Genomic DNA, 17,166 nt, shown 5'->3' on the forward strand with positions numbered 1-17,166 from the left:
GACCGGTTCGTCTCGACGATGAAAGAACAGGCTGAAATCGGCGGTACCGACGGCGGCGGCCTCCACCGGCTGACGCTCTCCGACGAGGACAAAGCGATCCGCGACTGGTTCGCCGAACGGATGGAAGAGGAGGGACTCGAAACCAGAGTCGACACGTTCGGCAACATGTTCGGCCGCCGTGAGGGGACCGACCCCGACGCGAAGCCGGTGATGGTCGGCTCACACCTCGACTCCCAGCCCTTCGGCGGGATTTACGACGGCGCGCTGGGCGTCATCGCGGCGCTGGAGTTCGTCCGTACGCTGAACGACGAGGGAATCGAGACCACCCACCCCATCGAAATCGTCAACTGGACCAACGAGGAGGGGTCGCGCTTCCAGCCGGCGATGCAGGGCAGCGGCGTCTGGGCGGGCGTCCTCGACATCGAGGAGGAGTACGCCAAGACCGACGCCGACGGTGCCGTGTTCGAGGAGGAACTCGAACGAATCGGCTACAAGGGCGACGTCCCCTGCGAACCGCCCGAGGAGTACGAGGCGTACTTCGAACTCCACGTCGAGCAGGGGCCGTACCTCGAAGAGAACGGAAAGGAGGTCGGCGTCGTCACGGGCGTCGTCGGCTTCACGTGGGGGCGTTCACCTTCTACGGCGACGCGGACCACTCGGGACCGACGCCGATGCACTACCGGAAGGACGCCCTCGTGGCCGCGGCGGACGTCATCACCCAGATCCGACGCATCCCCTCCACGCTGGGCGAGCGCACCGTCGGGACGACGGGCTACATGGACGTCAAGCCGAACTCCATCAACATCATCCCCGAGGAGGTGACGTTCACGTGGGGGTTCCGCGACCCCGAAGAGGAAATTATCGAGGAGGCCCGTTCCCGGGTCCTGAAAGAAGCGGAGTGGGCCGCCGAGCGCGAGGGCATCGAGTGGGAGTTCGAAGACCGGATGCGCGTCTCGCCCGTGCACTTCGCCGACCGCACGGTCGACGCCGTCCAGACGGCGGCGGACGACCTCGGATACGACAGCATGCGCATCTTCAGCGGCGCCGGCCACGACGCCTCGTACATGCACGGAATCTGTGACACCGCGATGGTGTTCGCGGTCAGCGAGAACGGTAAGAGCCACAACGAGGACGAGTACACCTCGTGGGACGACTGTTACACGGCGGCGCAGACCATCGCGAACGCCGCACTGACTATCGCTGGGAGCGACTGAGATGTCCGACCCGACGTTCGACCGCCTCGGCATCTGGAACTGGGAGTCACCCTCCATCGACGACGAGATTCACTACGCGCAGTACGCCGAGGAGAGGGGGTTCGACACGGTGTGGCAGGGCGAGTCCCGACTCGTCCGCGACGCGATGACCGTGATGGGCGCGTACACGCAGGTCACCGACCGGATCAAGTTCGCCCCCGGCGTCACCAACTGCTACACGCGCAACGTCGCGCTGATGGCGCAGACGTTCTCGACGCTGCACGAACTCTCGGGCGGGCGGGCGATGCTCGGTATCGGTGCGTGGTGGGACCCTCTCGCCAGCAAGGTCGGCATCGACCGCGAGAACCCGCTGCGGTACATGTGGGAGTACTGCACCGTGCTCAGCCGGTTGCTCGACCTCGAAACCGTCACGTACGACGGCCAGTTCATCCAGGTCGAGGGCATCGAACTCGACCTCGTACGGGCGAACGCCGACCCGCGCGACGTTCCCATCTACATCGGCGCGACGGGGCTGACGATGAACAAGATGACCGGCGAACTCGTCGGCAAGGGGGTCGTCGACGGCGTCTACATGAACTACCTCATCCCGCCCGAGTACAACGAGAAGGCGATGGAGAAGCTGAAGGAGGGCGTCGAAAAGCAGGGCGGGAGCATCGACGACGTGGACCGCCCGCAACTCATCGCCGTCTCGATGGACGAGGACCGAGACGTCGCCATCGACAACGCGCGCGGGCTGGTCACGCAGTACATCGGCCAGCAGCCACACATCACGAAGGCCTCCGGCATCGACCCCGAGGTGGGCGAGCAGGTCGGCGAGGAACTCGGCGGGTGGCCGGCGAAGGCGGAGGACATCGAGCGGGCGAGCCGACTCGTCCCCGACGACATCGTGACGAACGTGGTCGCCGCCGGGACGCCCGACGACTGCGTCCAGCGGGTGGCCGACTACTGCGACGCCGGCTGTACCGAGCCGTCGCTGTACTCGCTCGGCCCGAACGTCGAGGAGGTCATCGACACGTTCGCGGAGTTCCGCGCGGCGTAAGCGCCCGGCAGACGCGGTTTCTTCGTCTTATTCGAGGGTGCCAGAGAGGTACTCGGCCACTTCGTCGGTCGGTCGAACGTCGGCGTACTTCGCGTCCATGTCGAAGACGTTCGACTCGTGCGGTTCGGGCGCCCGGTCGCCGACGGCTTCACCCGGAACGACCGTCCGATACCCGTGTGCGCAGGCGTCGACCACGGTCGCGCGGATACAGCCGCTCGTGGTACAGCCGGTGACGACGACGGTGTCGACACCCCACGCGACCAGCATCGACCCGAGTTCGGTCTCGTGGAAGGCGCTCGCCTGCCGCTTGTCGAGGACGTGGTCTCCGTTTTCGAGGGAGAGACGCTCGTCGATGTCGACCCACTTCGAGCCCGCGGTGAGCGTATCGAGGCGGGGTATCTTCTCCTGCCAGATGCCGAAGTCGGCGTGGTCGGGATGCGTCGAGACGATGCGGGTGAACACCACGGGCACGTCCGACGCGTGAGCAGCGTCGAGGAGGTCGTTCGTCCGTTCTATCACGCCCGTGAGGTCGCCGCCGAGGGGGTTCTCGGGGTCGGTGAAGCCCACCTGCAGGTCGACCACGACGAGTACCGGGTCGGAGCCGTAGCCCACGCGAGTGTCCATGCTCGCGCGTTCGTACACGGCCTGCGTCGCGTCGGACGCGTGAGAGTCAGCTGAGTCGGCCATACCCCCGAGTCCACGCCGAGGGCGATAACTGTTTCAGCCCCGTTCACGCTCGGAGCTACACTTTTCGTGGTCGACTGCGAGCGGATGGCATGGTATCACTCGACGGCAAGACGGCGCTAGTGACGGGTGCGAGCAGCGGCATCGGGCGCGGAATCGCCATCGGCCTCGCCGAGGCGGGCGCGGCGGTCGGCGTGAGCCACCCGCCGTTCGAAGGAGAGTCGGAACGGGCCGCGGCCGTCGTCAGCGAGATAGAAGCGGGCGGCGGGACGGCGCTCGCGCTCGAAGGCGACGTGCGCAGCGCCGAGAGCATCGAGTCGATGGTCGCGGCGTTCGAGGAACGCTTCGGTGCTCCCGACGTCCTCTGTAACAACGCGGGCATCGTCACGCAGTCGGAACTCGCGGAGATGCCGGTCGAGATGTGGGACGGAATGATCGAGGTGAACCTCCGCGGGGTGTTCCTCACGACCCGGTTCGCGTTGCCGGGAATGCTCGACGCGGGGCGGGGCAGCATCGTCAACACCGCCTCGCAACTGGGCATCAAGGGGGCCCCGGAACTCGTCCACTACTCGGCGGCGAAGGGCGGCGTCATCGCGTTCACGCGCGCGCTCGCCCGAGAGGTGTCGCCGACGGTGCGGGTGAACGCCATCGCGCCCGGTCCCATCGAGACGGACCTCCTCGCCGACATCTCCGAGGAGTGGCGCGCCGCGAAGGAGGCCGAACTCCCGATGGGACGGCTGGGACAGGTCGACGACGTCGTGCCGACGGTGGTGTTTCTCGCCTCGGACGAGAGCGGCTACTACACGGGACAGACGCTGAGCCCCGACGGCGGCGACGCGATGCACTGAGTATTACCTCCGAACTGAGGATTTATATCCTCCCCCGGGAATCTCCGTGGTAGATGGCAACGAAAACCGTGAGCGAGAGTGGCGCGACGGAGACGTCCGCGCTGAGCTCTCTCGTCGAACGAATCAGCGTCAAACACGTTCTTCTCGTCTACACCGCGCTCATCGCGCTGTACATCTACGCGCCCATCCTCTCGGTCATCGGCTTCTCGTTCAACTCCGGCGGGCTGACGTTCCCCTTCGTCTCCTTTACGACCGAGTGGTACGTCGAACTCATCAACACCGAATCGATGGTCGAGGCGGTGAGCCGGTCGCTCCAACTCGCCATCGTCGTGATGGTCATCACGACGCTCCTGGCGACGGCGACGGCGCTCGCGTACCGCCGCGAGTTCCTCGGCGGTCGGGCGCTACTCTTCTTGCTCATCCTCGGCATCATCACCCCCGGCATCACCTACGGCGTCGGGGCGACGCTCTTTCTGAACGAACTCCTGGGGCTGGACAAGGGTCTGTGGCTCGCCGTGCCCGTCCACGTGGTCTGGGCGCTCCCCTTCGCCGTCATCGTTCTCCTCGCGGGGTTCCCGCCGAACCTCGCGGAGAACGAGGAGGCCGCCCGCGTGATGGGTGCCGACCGGGTGACCGTGTTCCGCCAGATCATCCTCCCCCAGATCGCGCCGACCGTTCTCGGTGCCGCGGTGTTCGCCTTTACGCTCTCGTACAACGAGGCCACCCGCAGCCTGCTCCTCCTCGGCGACCAGAACACCATGCCGCTGGAAGTGTTCTCTATCGCCTCTGCGACCCGCGCGACGCCCGTCCTGTTCGCTCTGGGCAGCATCACCACCATCGCCTCGACGGTGTTGCTCGGGTTCGCGGGGCTGATGGTGTTTTACGGCGCGAAGAACCGCTAGACGGACTGTCTTTCTGATTCGTTCGGTGCGTGTTCGGTTACTCGTTCTCCCGGGTCCGAGGAGCGTCTGACGACATCGGGAAGCCGAGCACAGTGCGAGCGGTCGCCAGGGCGCTGATGCCACGAGCCTCCCCAACCCGATTCGCTCTTTCCCTGCGTCTGCGGCGCGGCCGAGCCCGCGCCGCACGGCTCGCGGGACGCGTCGCGTCCCGCGGTGGTCAGTCGCTGATCCCTCGCGCGCGGGTCGCGCGGATCATAAACCGCGCGACGCCACGCGCCACCGCACCGACCGGTGTTCAGTCCTCCGTGAGCCGAATCGTCACCGGTTGCACGCCCGCTTCCAGCGTCTTCACCTCCAGCGTCGCCAGTTCCTCTCTGGAGGCGTCGAGCGTTGCGACGTGATTGCCCGCCAGTTCCCCGGCGGGGCTCTTGAAACAGGTCGGCCCGCAGGCGAGAAGCACCTCCTGTTCGTTTCTGTAGCCGGGGTAGAGCAGTACGTCGCCCCGCGAGGGGTAGACCGTGTGGTTCTCCCGGGGGACCTCACCCAACTCGACCTCGTCGATGTTCACCCAGACGGCGTAGCCGCTCCAGCGGACGTGCATCAACTCCGACTCGTGCGGGAGGAACGACCGCAGCGCCTCGACCGACGCGGGTGCCTCCTCGACGAGCAGGTCGCCCGAAAACGTCTCGCGCTCGTCGCCGGCACCGACAGTGAATTCCAGCCGTTCGGTCGTCATTGGGCGGTCCACCCCCCGTCGACGCTCAGTATCGTGCCGGTGACGAAGTCCGACTCGTCGCTCGCGAGAAAGAGCGCCGCGTTCGCGACGTCCTCCGGCGTGCCGAACCGCGGCCACGGCGTCCGCCGCTGCCAGTCCTCGAGGAGAACGGGGTCGGTCTCGCGCCACTCGGCGTTCTGTGCCGTCTCGATGATGCCGGGGGCGAGGGCGTTGACGTTCACCTCGTCCTCGGCGTAGTCCAGCGCCATCTGGCGGGTGAGGTTGGCGACGGCACCCTTCGAGGCGCAGTAGGCCGCGCTCTGTCCCCCGCCGACCAGGCCGTAGATGGACGCGAGGTTGACGATCTTCCCCTTGCGCGCCCGGAGGTGCGGCAGCGCGTGTTTCGAGCAGAGGAACACCCCGCGGACGTTGACGTCCATGATGGCGTCGTAGTCGTCCATCGGGGCCTCCTCGGCGGGGGCCTGGTAGTAGATGCCGGCGTTGTTCACCAGGACGTCGAGGCCGCCGAACTCCGAGACGGCCGTGTCGACGGCGTTCTCGACCTGACCCTCGTCGGTGACGTCCGTCTCGACGAAGGTGTACTCGGCGTCGGTGGCGTCGAGTCGGTCGAACACTGATTCCTCCTCGGTGAGTTTGGGGTCGCGTCTCACGTCCGCGAGGACGACGTTCGCTCCTTCCCTTCCGAAGGTGGATGCGATGGCGTTTCCGATGCCCGAACTGGCGCCCGTGACGAGCGCGACGCTCTCGGCGAGGCGTGTCATGAGCGTATCTCACAGGGGTGGGAGATGTAGTTATCGCCGGGGGATGGGAGGGGTCAGGCGGGGAAGTACGCGGCCACCGCCTCGGCGTTTTCGACCCGGTCGACGGCCGTGAGCGCCAGCGCGAGCGTGATGCGCGCCTTCTGCGCGGGGAGGTCCCCGCCCGAGATGGCGCCGTGGTCGGCCAGCGTCGCCCCGCCGCCGGGCGTGCCGTACACGGGTGCCACGCCGCCGGCGCCACAGCGGGAGGTGACGACGACGGGGACGCCCGCGTCGACGGCGCGACCGACCGCGTCTCCCAGGGCGCTCGTCGTGTTCCCGAGGCCGGTCCCTTCGAGGACGAGGCCGTCCACGCCGGCGTCGAGCGCCCTGTCGAGAGCCTGCGAGTCGACGCCGATGCCGGTCGTCACGACTTCGACGCGTGCGGTCGGTTCGCGCACGGGGACGTGTGAGCAGCGGCGGCCTGGTTCGCGGTAAAAGCGAGCGCCGTCAGGCGGGAACGTGGCGACCGGGCCGCTGTTGGGAGACGCGAACGTCTCCAGCGCGCTCGTGTGGGTCTTCGTGACGTCGCGTGCGGCGTGCAGTTCCTCGTTGAACGCGACGTAGACGCCCCCTTGCCCCGACAGTCGGTCGTGAACGGCCGCCCGAACAGCGGTAAGTAGGTTCGACGGACCGTCGGGACTCACCTGGTCGGGGCGACGCTGCGCCCCGGTGAACACGACGGGCGCGTCGATGTCGAGCGTCGAATCGAGGAGGTACGCCGACTCCTCCATCGTGTCGGTGCCGTGGGTGACGACGACGCCCGTTGCCCCGTCGTCGACCGCACCTTCGGCCGCTTCCCCCACCCGAGCGACGGTCGAGAAGTCCATGTCGAAACTCGGGACCTGTGCGACTTCCCTGACCGAGAGCGTCGCGTACGTTTCGAGCGCCGGGACGGCGTCGACGAGGTCCTCACCCGAGAGTTCGGGCGTCGCCCCCGACTCCTTCGACGTGCTCGCGATGGTTCCACCGGTCCCGAGTACCGTGACGTGTGCCATACCGAGGAGACTCCGAAGCGGGGATTAGTTCTTTCGCCCGGTTTTCGGACGCGCGTCGTTTCTCTCTCGAATCGGTTCGGATTGTATCGAGTATTAAGACGTGTATACCGTGTATATACACAAACCCACATGAAGTTATATATACCCTACCACGAATGTGGTACCATGTCCCGTGGCATTAGCAGACGCAACTTCATGTTGCACGCAGGAGTGACCGCCGGTGCAGTCGGACTCGCCGGCTGTACCGGTGGCGGTAACGACGGTGGAAACGGCGGCAGCGGCGGTGGTGGTGGCGGCGGTGGGAGCGGTGGAAACGGCGGCGATGGTGGCGGTGGGAACGGCGGCGGCGACGCCAGCAGCGGGTCGCGCCCCCTGAAGTGGATGGGCCCGGCGTGGGCCGTCCGCGGTGGACAGGGCGACAAGTTCACCGAGATGACGGGGAACGAGATAGATATCACGACCGCCGACATCCCGACCACTCAGCAGAAACTCCTCAGTGGCGACCGCGAGACGTTCGACGCCTTCTCGCTCGACACCTCCGGGGCGGGTGCGCTCACCCAGGACAACGACGCGAGCCTCACCGTTCCGACGAGCGCGCTCGACAAGTGGGACGAGAGCACCATCACGCCGCTGTTCACCGACCCCGGAGAGCGGGTCGGATACCTCGGCGCGCAGACCGACACCCTGTTGAACGAACTGTGGGCCAACGAGGACCGGACCGAACTCCTGTTCCCGCCGCACGTGTACAACTTCGACGCCATCGGGCTGAACCCCAAACTGGTCGACGTCGACGCCGTCACGAAGTGGTCGGCGCTGTTCGACGACCAGTACTCCGGACAGGTCGCGATGGGAGCGACCTCCGCCATCTCCATCCCCGAGGCGCTCATGCACCTGCTCGACAACGGCATGATCGACGCCGACGTGGGTGACCTGAACGACCCGACGGAGGACCAACTCGACGCCGCCGTCGACTTCCTCATCAAGGAGAAGGAGGCCGGCCAGTTCCGGTCGACGTGGGTCGCATACGGCAACTCCGTGAACCTCATGTCCTCCGAGGAGGCCATCCTCGGCGACATCTGGCAGCCCGCCTGCCTCGACGTCCGCCGCGCGGGAACACCGTGTACCTACGCCACCATGAGCGACGGGGTCCAGGGGTACCGTTACTGGTACGGCGGTATCGCGCCCGCGAGCCCCGGTGCCTCCTCGAGGAACAACGTCGACGAGGTCCACACCCTCATCAACGACGTTCACTACGGCGCGTGGTTCCCCGGTTTCATTCAGGGCTGGGGCTACTCGGTCCCGCACTACCCGAACACGGAACTCGTCCGCGACGGCTCCGACGAGTCCGGACAGGGCATGGGCCCCGAGTACTACGACTGGGCGTACGAGGGCACGGCGACCTACCAGTCGGTCGCCGAACCCGGCCTGTTCGACCCACAGACGTACGAGTGGTCGATGGAGGAAGGTTCGCCAGCCTCCGACGGCAAGGTTCGTGACTCCGGGCCCATCGAGCAGCGCATCGACCGCCTGGGCTTCTTCCAGATCTGGCCGAGCAACGCGGACTACATGCTCAACCGCTGGCAGGAGTTCACCAGCGCCTGAATCGGCTGACAATAACTTTTTGAGAGTACCTCACATGCCGGATACTATGGCAACCGACTCGGCGAGTAGCGAGCAGAACGACCCGGCCAGTGCCGGGGTCCGAAGTCGACTCGGGTTCGGCGAGGTCGCCGGCCTCGTCACGCCCACGGTCGCGTGGTTCGTCGTGTTCCTCCTCGCACCCCTCGTGGTCATCCTCTACTACAGCTTCCTGACGTACTCCAGCTTCAACGTCATCAACGAGTTCACGCTGAACGCGTGGCTCTCGGTGTTCGAGCCGACCATCTACGACGTGTTCCTCCGGTCGCTGCTCATCGGCGTCGCCGTCACCGCCGTGACGCTCGTCTTCGGCTACCCGCTCGCGTACTACCTCCGCTTCTACACGACGCAGAACGGCGGTATCCTCCTGCTCTTGTTCCTCGTCATCCCCTTCTGGACCTCCGCCGTCGTGCGGACCATCGGCTGGTACCCCATCCTCGGCCGGACGGGCATCATCAACCAACTCCTCATTCAGGTCGGGGTGATCGGGGGCCGCTCGACTTCCTCCTGTTCTCGCCGTTCTCACAGATCGTCGGCTACCTCGCCGCCTACGTGGTGTTCATGGCCGCACCCATCTACATCTCGCTGTCACAGATCGACGAGGACCTCCTGGACGCGTCGGAGACGCTTCGCGGCGGCCCCATCGAGACGTTCAGACACATCACCCTCCCGCTGTCGATGCCCGGCGTCGCCATCGGCGTCATCTTCGTGTTCGTCCTCTCCATCGGTGACTTCACCGTCCCGCAGTTCCTCTCCGGCGGGAAAGGGACCATCACGACGCTCATCTACCTCGCGGTGAACAACGGTCTGAACTACCCGAACGCCGCGGCGCTCTCCATCTCGCTGCTCGTCATCATCTTCGCCATCGTCTACGTCCTGACCCGGTTCGTCGACATCAGCAAGATCGCTCGCAGCTGAGCGACGGATCGCGTGCTACCGTTATACGTTACCATTCGACTAATCCCATCCTCAGTTTCTGATAAAAAAATCGCCTCGCGGCCGTTCGGCTCGCGGTCAGTCCTCGACGGTCAGTTCGTAGACGCCCGCGTCGTCGAGGCGCGCCCGCCACCCGGGGTTGACGACCATCGTGGTCGTGGTCTCCTCGACGATGGCCGGCCCGACGAGTTCCGAACCCGCGGGTATCCGTGCCCCGTCGTACACCGGCGTCTCGGCGAAGCCGCCTTCGGACTCGAAGTACGCTTCGCGGCTGCCGGCGCGGGCGTCTTCGACGCTCCCCTCGGTCGGGAGGCCACCGCTGATCTCCGGCGGGGTCACGTGTCCGTAGGCGACGCTCTCGATGTTGATGACGTCCACCGGCGTCTCGGGCTCGGCGTAGGTGTACAGCTCCTCGTGTCTGCGGTCGAACGCCTCTCTGAGGGTCGCGAGCCACTCCTCGGTTATCTCGACCGCCGGCATCGTCACCTCACACTCCTTGATCTGGTTGCGGTAGCGCATCTCGAACACCCGCTGGAGTTCGACGTCGTCCGCGGCGATGCCCTCCGTCGCGAGTCGCTCGCGCGCCTCGGCTTCGAGGGCGGCGAATCGGCCCTCCAGGTCGGCGGCGTCGACCGCCTCGATGCGTGAGGGGTACGACGCCAACTGGTTGTGCTTGTAGTTCGAGACGACTTCGCCGTACGCACAGAGCACGCTCGCCGTCTTCGGGACGAGCACGCGCCCGACGCCGAGTTCGTCGGCCAGCGCGGTCGCGTGGGCGGGCCCGGCGCCGCCGCCACAGACCATCGTGAAGTCGCGCGGGTCGTGGCCCTTCTCGATGCTCACCTGCCGGATGCCGTCGACCATGTTCTTCGTGACGATTTCGAGGATGCCCGCCGCGGCCGTCTCGACGTCGAGTTGCGAGGCGCTCGCGATGTGCTCCTCGATGGCTCGGGTGGAGGCGTCGCTGTCGATGGGCATTCTCCCACCCAGGAGTTCCTCCTGGTTCAGATAACCGAGCACCATCAGCGCGTCCGTCACGGTCGGCCGCGTCCCGCCGCGGTCGTAGCAGGCGGGACCGGGTTCGGCGCCCGCGCTCTGCGGGCCGACCTGGAGGACGCCTCTGTCGAGAGAGGCGATGGAACCGCCGCCGGCACCGATGGTCTCGACGTGTAACATGGGGAGGCCCATCCGGTAGCGCATCAGGTCGAAGTCCTTCCGGACCTCGGTGCTTCCGTCGCGCGTGAGGCTCACGTCGAAGCTCGTCCCGCCCATGTCGACGGTGATGACGTCCTCGGAGCCGAACGTCCGGGCGAGGTGTAAGCCGGCAGCGGGTCCGCCGGCCGGTCCGGAGTTGATGGCGTACGCCGGTCGCCGCCGAAGGGAGTCGCTGCTCGCGATACCGCCGTTCGCCTGGATGTACCGTATCTCGCCCGAGAAACCGTTCTCGTCGAGATACGCGTCGACGCGTGCGACGTACCGGTCGAGCGTCGGCTTGACGTACGCGTTGACGACGGTGGTGCTCGTCCGGGTGTACTCGCGCACCTGCGGGAGGACGTCCGTCGAGAAGGAGGTGAACACGTCGGGGAGTTCCTCGTCGAGAATCGCCCGAATCCGCTCCTCGTGTGCGGGGTTCTCGAACGACCAGACGAGCGAGACGGCGACGGCGTCGACGCCCTCCTCGCGGAAGCGTTCGACCGCTTCGTAGACGTCGTCCTCGTTCAGGTGCGCGTACTCGGAGCCGTCGGAGAGGACCCGCCCGCGGACGGGCATCCTGAGGTGCCGGGGCACGAGCATCTCGGCCATCGGGTAGTTCATGTCGTAGCGGTGGCCGTCCTCCTTGTGGCCGAGTCTGATTTCGAGAGAGTCCTCGTGACCCGCGGTGCAGATGAGGCCCGTCTTCGCGCCCGTGTGTTCGATGAGCGCGTTCGTCGCCACCGTCGTCCCGTGGATGATGATATCTATCTCGTCTAAGAGCCCCGAGACGTCGGTGTCGTGCTCGCGGGCGACGAGTTCGAGGCCGTCGCGGACGGCCTGGGAGGGGTCCGACGGCGTCGACGGCGTCTTGTGGACCTCCACGGTGCCGTCACCGGCGAGCACGAAGTCGGTGAACGTGCCGCCCGAGTCGATGCCGAGTCGGTACGTCACCGTTCCGCCTCCTCGTCCGCGTCGGCCTCACCCGGTTCACCCGGTGGCGTGGCGGTCGTTCCCCCGTCGGTGCGGGCCGCACGCGCCTCCTCCGTGGCACGCTCGTCGACTTCGCCGTCGACGACGACGACGCCGTACTCCTGCTCCGCGCCCTCGTGGGTGACGACGCCGTTCTTCACGTCTTCGAGGACGGCGTCGACCGGCCGCGTCATCGGGTCGCCGACGCCGCCGCCCCCGGGGTTGTAGTTGCGGGCGCGGTCGCCCGGGCCGACGGTGACGATGGCGTTCTCGCGGAACTCCTCTCTCGCCCCGTCCGCACGCTCGACTTCGACGGAGCCGAGTTTCGGCTCCGAGAGGGTGTTGTACGACCCCAGCGCGTTGGGCGTCTCGTTCTTTCTCCCTTCTCCCCACATGATGACCTGCATGTCGTGGTCGCGGGGCTCGACCTCCCAGACGGTGCCGCAACCGCCGCGCTGGCGGCCCGCACCGCCGCTGTCGGGCCTGAGCGAGTACCGGTGGAGGACGATGGGGTACATGTGTTCCATCACCTCCACGTCACCCGAGGAGAGCGCGCCGAAACAACAGAGCGGCCCGCGCGAGTGCCAGCCGTCCATGTCGTGGGAAGCGCCGGCCCCGCTGATGATAGAGGCGAGCACCATCGTCGTGTACGTGTTTCCGCTGTCGGGACGCTCCCCGGCGATGTTGACGCCGCTGGTGTGGCCCCACGAGGCGACCGCGCGCTCGGGTTCGGCCTTCTCCAGGGCGGTTCGGACGGCGTCGGTGATTGTTTCGGAGGGCGTCGTCGTGCAGTTGACGTGCGGAGCCGGTTCCTCGGCGTTGGTCATCGTCCCCGACTCGCCCACGTCTACCGAGATGGGTCGGTAGAGCCCCTCGTTGTACGGCGGGTCGAGTTGCATGAACATCATGAAGCCGAGGTACACGCCCGACACCGAGTTCGCCGCGTAGGAGTTGATGTAGTACGGCAGTTGCTCGGGCGAGTCGAGTTCGACGTGCGCCTCGTCGCCATCGATAGTGACCCGTGCGGTGATGTCGACCTCGCCGAGGCCGTGGCCCGAGTCCTCCAAGGGGACGGTCCCCTCGTAGGTGCCGTCGGGAATCGTCGAAATCTCATCGCGCATCGCCTCCTCCGCCCGGTCGAGCAGACGGTCGAAACAGGTGCTCACCGTGTCGAGCCCGTATCTGTCCACGAGTCGGTGGAGGTGGCGTTCGCCGATCTGGACGGCGCCGTGCTGTGCGTTCAAATCCCCCTTCCAGTCGTCGGCGGAGCGGACGTTCGCGAGGAGGAGGTCGCGGACGTCCTCGCGGAGGTCGCCACCCTCCCAGAGCTTGATCGGGGGGATGCGAAGCCCCTCGGCGTAAATCTCGGTCGCCTCGGGGTTGTAGCCCGAAGGAACGGGGCCGCCGATGTCGGTCATGTGGCCCTTCGAGACCGTCCAGAACTCCAGGGAGCCCTGGATGAAGACGGGCTTGTACATACAGCAGTCGAGGATGTGACTGCCACTCCACGCGGGGTCGTTGTGGTACATGACGTCGCCGGGTTCGACGTCGTCGCGGAAGCGTTCGATGACGGCCTTCGTCGCGGGCATGAGACTCCCCAGGTGGATGGGGATGTCCTGTCCCTGGATGAGCATCTGCCCGTCCTTGTCGAAGAGGGCGTTCGAGTAGTCGCGGGCGATGTTGAGAACCGAAGAGCGCGCCGTGTGCATCATCGTCGTCGTCATCTCCCGCTGGGCCGTCTCCAGCCCACCCTGGACGACCGACAGGGTGATCGGGTCGATGTCTCTCGTATCGGGCATCACTGAGAATCACACACAGGGGGCTATTAGTTGTAGCGCTCGGTTCGGCAGCGGGGGCGTGTCAGTCAGGCGTCTCGGGGCGGCGGACGCGTCTGGTCGGATCGGTCCAGGTGCTTCTGGTCGGATCGGTCCAGGTGCTTCTGGTCGGATCGGTCCAGGTGCTTCTGGTCGGATCGGTCCAGGCGCGTCGGGTCAGTCGTCCGCCGCGGGCGTGTCGGCGCGGAACTGGTAGATTTCGTCGTACCCCTTCTGCTCTTTCGGTTCCGGGGGGCGGTAGGTCATGACCTTGCTCGTCGTCTTTCCGAGTTGGACCAGCGACTCCGCGAGGACGGCGGCGGCCCCGACGCTGTCGACGACGGGGACCGGAAGCTCCTCCTCCAGTCGCTCGGCGAGGCCGCCCATCCCGGCACAGCCGAGGCAGATGGCCTCCGCGCCGTCCTCCTCGATGGCGAGTCGGCTCACCGCCAGCAGGCCCTCGAACGTCGCGTCACGGGCTTCCTCCGTCTCGACGACGGTCAGGTCGGTACAGCGGACCGACGCGCAGCGGTCGGAGAGACCGGTCTTGATCACGGCGGCCTCGATGAAGTGCTTCGCGCGGGGGAGGATGGTCGCGACGGACCATCGTGCCCCAAGCATGTTGGCGACGTACATCGACGCCTCGGCGATGCCGACGACGGGTTTCTCGGTCACTTCGCGGCAGGCTTCGAGGCCGGGGTCGCCCCAGCAGGCGACGATGAACGCGTCGTACGCGTCGTCGTCTTTCATGATCTCTTCGAGGAGTCCGGGAACCGCGAGGTAGTCGTCGTAGTACGACTCGATACTCACGGGGCCGCGAGCGGGCGAGACCGCAGTGACACTGGTCGAATCGGCGGTGTACCTGTTCGCTTGTCGTCCGATGTTCTCGGTCATCGCCTGCGTGGTGTTCGGATTGATGGCTTTGATTCGGATGGCTGGGGAGTGGTCGTCGGTCATCTGTGTTCCTCGGTGGCAGGTCGCGTGGCGGGGATAAAGCAGTTCGCTCGGATGAGAGTGCGTGTTCTGCGGTGGTGGTCATTCGCGTGTAGTGTCCATCGAGCGACGGTGTCGAAGGAGAGTGACATCGAGCGACAGTGCCGAAGAGACGACGGTCGACCCGCGACACACGGGCGCGGTGGACCGCGGCCACACCCTCCCCAGCCGATTCCTTCGTTCGCTCACTTCCGTTCGCTCACTCAGTCATCCCTCGCGCGCGGGTCGCGCTCACAGGGAGCGCGACGCCACGCGCCACCCCCGGAACCGAGGTGTGGCGACCTACTCCAACTCCTCCGGTTGCGTCCCGATTCCCTCCGGCCACCCGGTCGGCTTCGCCGCCGAGGGCTGGGCGTGCTCGCGTTTGAGCACCATCGGGGTGCGCTTCAGCGAGATGACCTTGGTGTCCTCTTGGTTGTACGCTCGCAGTTCTGTGGTGACGATGCCGACGTGCTCTCTCGACGAGGACTCGCGCTTCTCCAGCACCTCGCTCTCGGCGAAGAGGGTGTCGCCGTGGTAGACGGGCGCGTGGTGGCGGATATCGTCGTACCCCAGGTTCGCCGTCGCGTTGGCGGAGATGTCGATGACGCTCATCCCCACCACGAGGGCGATGACGAACGTGCCGTCGACGAGGCGCTCGCCGAATTCAGTCTCGGCGGCGTACGCCTCGTTGAAGTGCATCGGGTTGAGGTTCATCGTCACGTTCGTGAACCACACGTTGTCCGTCTCGGTGACGGTCCTCCCGTAGGGGTGTTTGTAGATATCCCCGACCTGGAAGTCCTCGTAGTACCGCCCTTGCCACCCGCTCACGAGCCGTCGCTTCGAACTCTCGTCGTCGGTCATCTTCGAACGGGGTGACGCCGTCGAGTTATAGGAAGGTTTGGGTCCGGTCCCCGCTCACCTGTGCGCTCACCCACGCTGCCAGTCGAACGCCGTGTCGAGGTCGTGGGGGACGTTTCCGCTCCCCTCCGCGGCCCGGTCGAGATACGCGTTCAGGTCGGCGCGGTAGTCCGGGTGCGCGCAGTGGTCGACGAGTCGGGCGGCCCGCTCGCGCGGGGAACAGCCGCGGAGGTCCGCGACGCCCTGTTCGGTGACCACGACGTTCACGTCGTGTTCCGTGTGGTCGACGTGCGGGACCATCGGGACGATTCGTGGGATGGTCCCGTTCTTGGCCGTCGAGCCGAGCGCGATGACCGACAGCGTGCTGGTCCGGGTGAAGTCGCCGCTCCCGCCGATGCCGTTGACGACGTGGGTGCCGCCGAGATGCGTCGAGTTGACGTGGCCGTAGAGGTCGACTTCGAGGGCGCTGTTCACGCCCACGACGCCGAAGCGGTCGATGAGCGTCGGGTTGTTCGAGACGTCGGCGTTGCGGACGACGACCCGCTCGGCGTAGCCTTCCAGGTCGGCGAACAACCGGCGCTGCCCCTCCGCGGAGAGCGCGAGCGAGGCGGCGCTGGCGTTTTCGAGCCGCCCCGCGTCGAGCATGTCGAGGAGGCCGTCCTGGATGACCTCGCCGTAGTACGAGACGACCCGGTCGCCGAAGTCGGCGTCGGCGAACGCCCCCATCAGCGCGTTCCCGAGGCTGCCGACGCCGAACTGGAGGTTCAGCGCCTCTTCGAACGTCGGGCTCTCCTCCAGTTCACGAGCGAGGAACGAGACGAGGTTGTCGGCGATGCGCCGGTCGACCGCCGTCGGCTCCCTGAAGGAGTACGGCGCGTCGGGGCGGTCGGTCTCGACCACCGCGAGGAGCTTGTCCGGGTCGAACGCGATGTGTGGCGAGCCGATGCGTTCCCCCGGGTTCGAGAGGGGAATCGGGGGACGCGTCGGCGGCATCCCGCGGTCGTACACGTCGTGGAGGTGCTGGAGGGAGAGCGGCTGGGCGTGGTTCACCTCGACGACGAGTCGCTCAGCAGAAGCGACGTACGTCGGCGTGTGCCCGATAGAGGTTGTCGGCACGAGCCAGTCGTCGCCGACGGCGACCGCCTCGACGAGCGCCACGTCGGGCGTGCCGTAGTGACCGAACGCCACCTCGTCGCCGAGTCGGGAGATGTGACGGTCGTGGAACGCGACCCTCCCCTCGTTGATCGCGGACCGGGCGGCCGCCGTCGCCTGGAACGGGAACCGCCGGGCGACGGCGTCAGCCTCGACGAGCGCGGTGTCGACCTCGTCCCCGACGCTCCCGCCGCTGATGACCGTCAGCGAGAGGTCCCGGCCGCTCTCGGCGAGCGCGAGCGGGACGGCCTTCGGGTAGCCCGCGCGTCCGAACCCGCTGAGGACGAGCGTCGCGTCGTCGGGTATCTCGGCAGCGGCCCGTTCCGGGGAGACCGGTTCGAGACCGTCGGCGACCCGCGTCGTGACCGTGTGGTCAACCATCGACGGGGTGAGTCGATTGTCCCCGCCACGG

Annotated in this window: 14 protein-coding genes and 1 pseudogene; 6 read left to right on the forward strand and 9 right to left on the reverse strand. The window is 66.8% G+C overall.

From position 1 onward, the window contains the following. Positions 1–18 precede the first annotated feature (18 nt). Positions 19–1,214 (forward strand): annotated as a pseudogene (locus C2R22_RS27430) (allantoate amidohydrolase). Between the two features lies 1 nt (position 1,215). After that, positions 1,216–2,253, forward strand: coding sequence for an LLM class flavin-dependent oxidoreductase (locus C2R22_RS10030; RefSeq protein WP_103425629.1), 1,038 nt, complete (start codon positions 1,216–1,218; stop codon positions 2,251–2,253). A 27-nt stretch (positions 2,254–2,280) separates the two neighbouring features. On the opposite strand, the gene C2R22_RS10035 is transcribed toward C2R22_RS10030, so the two are convergent. Beyond that, positions 2,281–2,940 (reverse strand): isochorismatase family protein, encoded by a 660-nt coding sequence (locus tag C2R22_RS10035; RefSeq protein ID WP_103425630.1) that lies wholly within the window; start codon positions 2,938–2,940, stop codon positions 2,281–2,283. Positions 2,941–3,029: 89 nt separating this feature from the next. On the opposite strand from C2R22_RS10035, the gene C2R22_RS10040 reads away from it, so the two are divergent. Together C2R22_RS10040 and C2R22_RS10045 are read left to right on the forward strand one after the other, a co-directional pair. Further along, positions 3,030–3,785, forward strand: a complete 756-nt coding sequence (locus C2R22_RS10040) for an SDR family NAD(P)-dependent oxidoreductase (protein ID WP_103425631.1) — start codon at positions 3,030–3,032, stop codon at positions 3,783–3,785. A gap of 53 nt (positions 3,786–3,838) precedes the next feature. Beyond that, positions 3,839–4,687 carry an ABC transporter permease gene (locus C2R22_RS10045; protein ID WP_103425632.1) on the forward strand — a complete coding sequence of 283 codons (849 nt, stop codon included), beginning with the start codon at positions 3,839–3,841 and terminating at the stop codon, positions 4,685–4,687. A gap of 295 nt (positions 4,688–4,982) precedes the next feature. Here C2R22_RS10045 and C2R22_RS10050 read toward each other — a convergent pair whose 3' ends face one another. The 3 genes from C2R22_RS10050 to C2R22_RS10060 are packed head-to-tail and all read right to left on the reverse strand — an operon-like array spanning position 4,983 to position 7,218. Continuing rightward, positions 4,983–5,423, reverse strand: coding sequence for a DUF3830 family protein (locus tag C2R22_RS10050; RefSeq protein ID WP_103425633.1), 441 nt, complete (start codon positions 5,421–5,423; stop codon positions 4,983–4,985). Then, entirely contained in the window at positions 5,420–6,184 is a 765-nt protein-coding gene (locus tag C2R22_RS10055; RefSeq protein ID WP_103425634.1) for an SDR family NAD(P)-dependent oxidoreductase, read from the reverse strand. The genes C2R22_RS10050 and C2R22_RS10055 overlap by 4 nt, the downstream gene beginning before the upstream one ends. Positions 6,185–6,237: 53 nt before the next feature. After that, positions 6,238–7,218: an asparaginase gene (locus C2R22_RS10060; protein WP_103425635.1), complete on the reverse strand. Its 981-nt coding sequence runs from the start codon at positions 7,216–7,218 to the stop codon at positions 6,238–6,240. A gap of 165 nt (positions 7,219–7,383) precedes the next feature. On the opposite strand from C2R22_RS10060, the gene C2R22_RS10065 reads away from it, so the two are divergent. After that, positions 7,384–8,820, forward strand: coding sequence for an extracellular solute-binding protein (locus C2R22_RS10065; RefSeq protein WP_109745694.1), 1,437 nt, complete (start codon positions 7,384–7,386; stop codon positions 8,818–8,820). Positions 8,821–9,417: 597 nt separating this feature from the next. Then, positions 9,418–9,774, forward strand: coding sequence for an ABC transporter permease (locus C2R22_RS26295; RefSeq protein WP_245902964.1), 357 nt, complete (start codon positions 9,418–9,420; stop codon positions 9,772–9,774). Between the two features lie 96 nt (positions 9,775–9,870). Here the strand turns inward: C2R22_RS26295 and capA are convergent, their stop codons facing one another. The 5 genes from capA to C2R22_RS10095 all read right to left on the reverse strand — a co-directional run bounded on the left by capA (position 9,871) and on the right by C2R22_RS10095 (position 17,135). Beyond that, entirely contained in the window at positions 9,871–11,937 is a 2,067-nt protein-coding gene (gene capA / locus C2R22_RS10075) for a caprolactamase subunit alpha (protein ID WP_103425637.1), read from the reverse strand. Next, on the reverse strand, positions 11,934–13,754 hold the full coding sequence (gene capB / locus C2R22_RS10080; RefSeq protein WP_103425638.1) for a caprolactamase subunit beta: 1,821 nt from the start codon (positions 13,752–13,754) through the stop codon (positions 11,934–11,936). The genes capA and capB overlap by 4 nt, the downstream gene beginning before the upstream one ends. A 192-nt stretch (positions 13,755–13,946) precedes the next feature. Next, entirely contained in the window at positions 13,947–14,726 is a 780-nt protein-coding gene (locus tag C2R22_RS10085) for an aspartate/glutamate racemase family protein (protein WP_216824821.1), read from the reverse strand. 318 nt (positions 14,727–15,044) lie between these two features. After that, positions 15,045–15,605 carry a MaoC family dehydratase gene (locus tag C2R22_RS10090; protein WP_103425639.1) on the reverse strand — a complete coding sequence of 187 codons (561 nt, stop codon included), beginning with the start codon at positions 15,603–15,605 and terminating at the stop codon, positions 15,045–15,047. A 66-nt stretch (positions 15,606–15,671) separates the two neighbouring features. Continuing rightward, positions 15,672–17,135: an acetyl-CoA hydrolase/transferase C-terminal domain-containing protein gene (locus C2R22_RS10095; protein WP_103425640.1), complete on the reverse strand. Its 1,464-nt coding sequence runs from the start codon at positions 17,133–17,135 to the stop codon at positions 15,672–15,674. Positions 17,136–17,166: the final 31 nt, after the last annotated feature.

Origin of the sequence: Salinigranum rubrum, from assembly GCF_002906575.1 — an archaeon.
Lineage (GTDB): Archaea > Halobacteriota > Halobacteria > Halobacteriales > Haloferacaceae > Salinigranum > Salinigranum rubrum.

Excerpts from the sequence above, each read along its gene's own strand:
- C2R22_RS10030 (WP_103425629.1), top strand. The coding sequence starts at position 1,216 with ATGTCCGACCCGACGTTCGACCGCCTCGGCATCTGGAACTGGGAGTCA.
- C2R22_RS10035 (WP_103425630.1), bottom strand. The coding sequence starts at position 2,940 with ATGGCCGACTCAGCTGACTCTCACGCGTCCGACGCGACGCAGGCCGTG.
- C2R22_RS10040 (WP_103425631.1), top strand. The coding sequence starts at position 3,030 with ATGGTATCACTCGACGGCAAGACGGCGCTAGTGACGGGTGCGAGCAGC.
- C2R22_RS10045 (WP_103425632.1), top strand. The coding sequence starts at position 3,839 with ATGGCAACGAAAACCGTGAGCGAGAGTGGCGCGACGGAGACGTCCGCG.
- C2R22_RS10050 (WP_103425633.1), bottom strand. The coding sequence starts at position 5,423 with ATGACGACCGAACGGCTGGAATTCACTGTCGGTGCCGGCGACGAGCGC.
- C2R22_RS10055 (WP_103425634.1), bottom strand. The coding sequence starts at position 6,184 with ATGACACGCCTCGCCGAGAGCGTCGCGCTCGTCACGGGCGCCAGTTCG.
- C2R22_RS10060 (WP_103425635.1), bottom strand. The coding sequence starts at position 7,218 with ATGGCACACGTCACGGTACTCGGGACCGGTGGAACCATCGCGAGCACG.
- C2R22_RS10065 (WP_109745694.1), top strand. The coding sequence starts at position 7,384 with ATGTCCCGTGGCATTAGCAGACGCAACTTCATGTTGCACGCAGGAGTG.
- C2R22_RS26295 (WP_245902964.1), top strand. The coding sequence starts at position 9,418 with ATGGCCGCACCCATCTACATCTCGCTGTCACAGATCGACGAGGACCTC.
- capB (WP_103425638.1), bottom strand. The coding sequence starts at position 13,754 with ATGCCCGATACGAGAGACATCGACCCGATCACCCTGTCGGTCGTCCAG.
- C2R22_RS10085 (WP_216824821.1), bottom strand. The coding sequence starts at position 14,726 with ATGACCGACGACCACTCCCCAGCCATCCGAATCAAAGCCATCAATCCG.
- C2R22_RS10090 (WP_103425639.1), bottom strand. The coding sequence starts at position 15,605 with ATGACCGACGACGAGAGTTCGAAGCGACGGCTCGTGAGCGGGTGGCAA.
- C2R22_RS10095 (WP_103425640.1), bottom strand. The coding sequence starts at position 17,135 with ATGGTTGACCACACGGTCACGACGCGGGTCGCCGACGGTCTCGAACCG.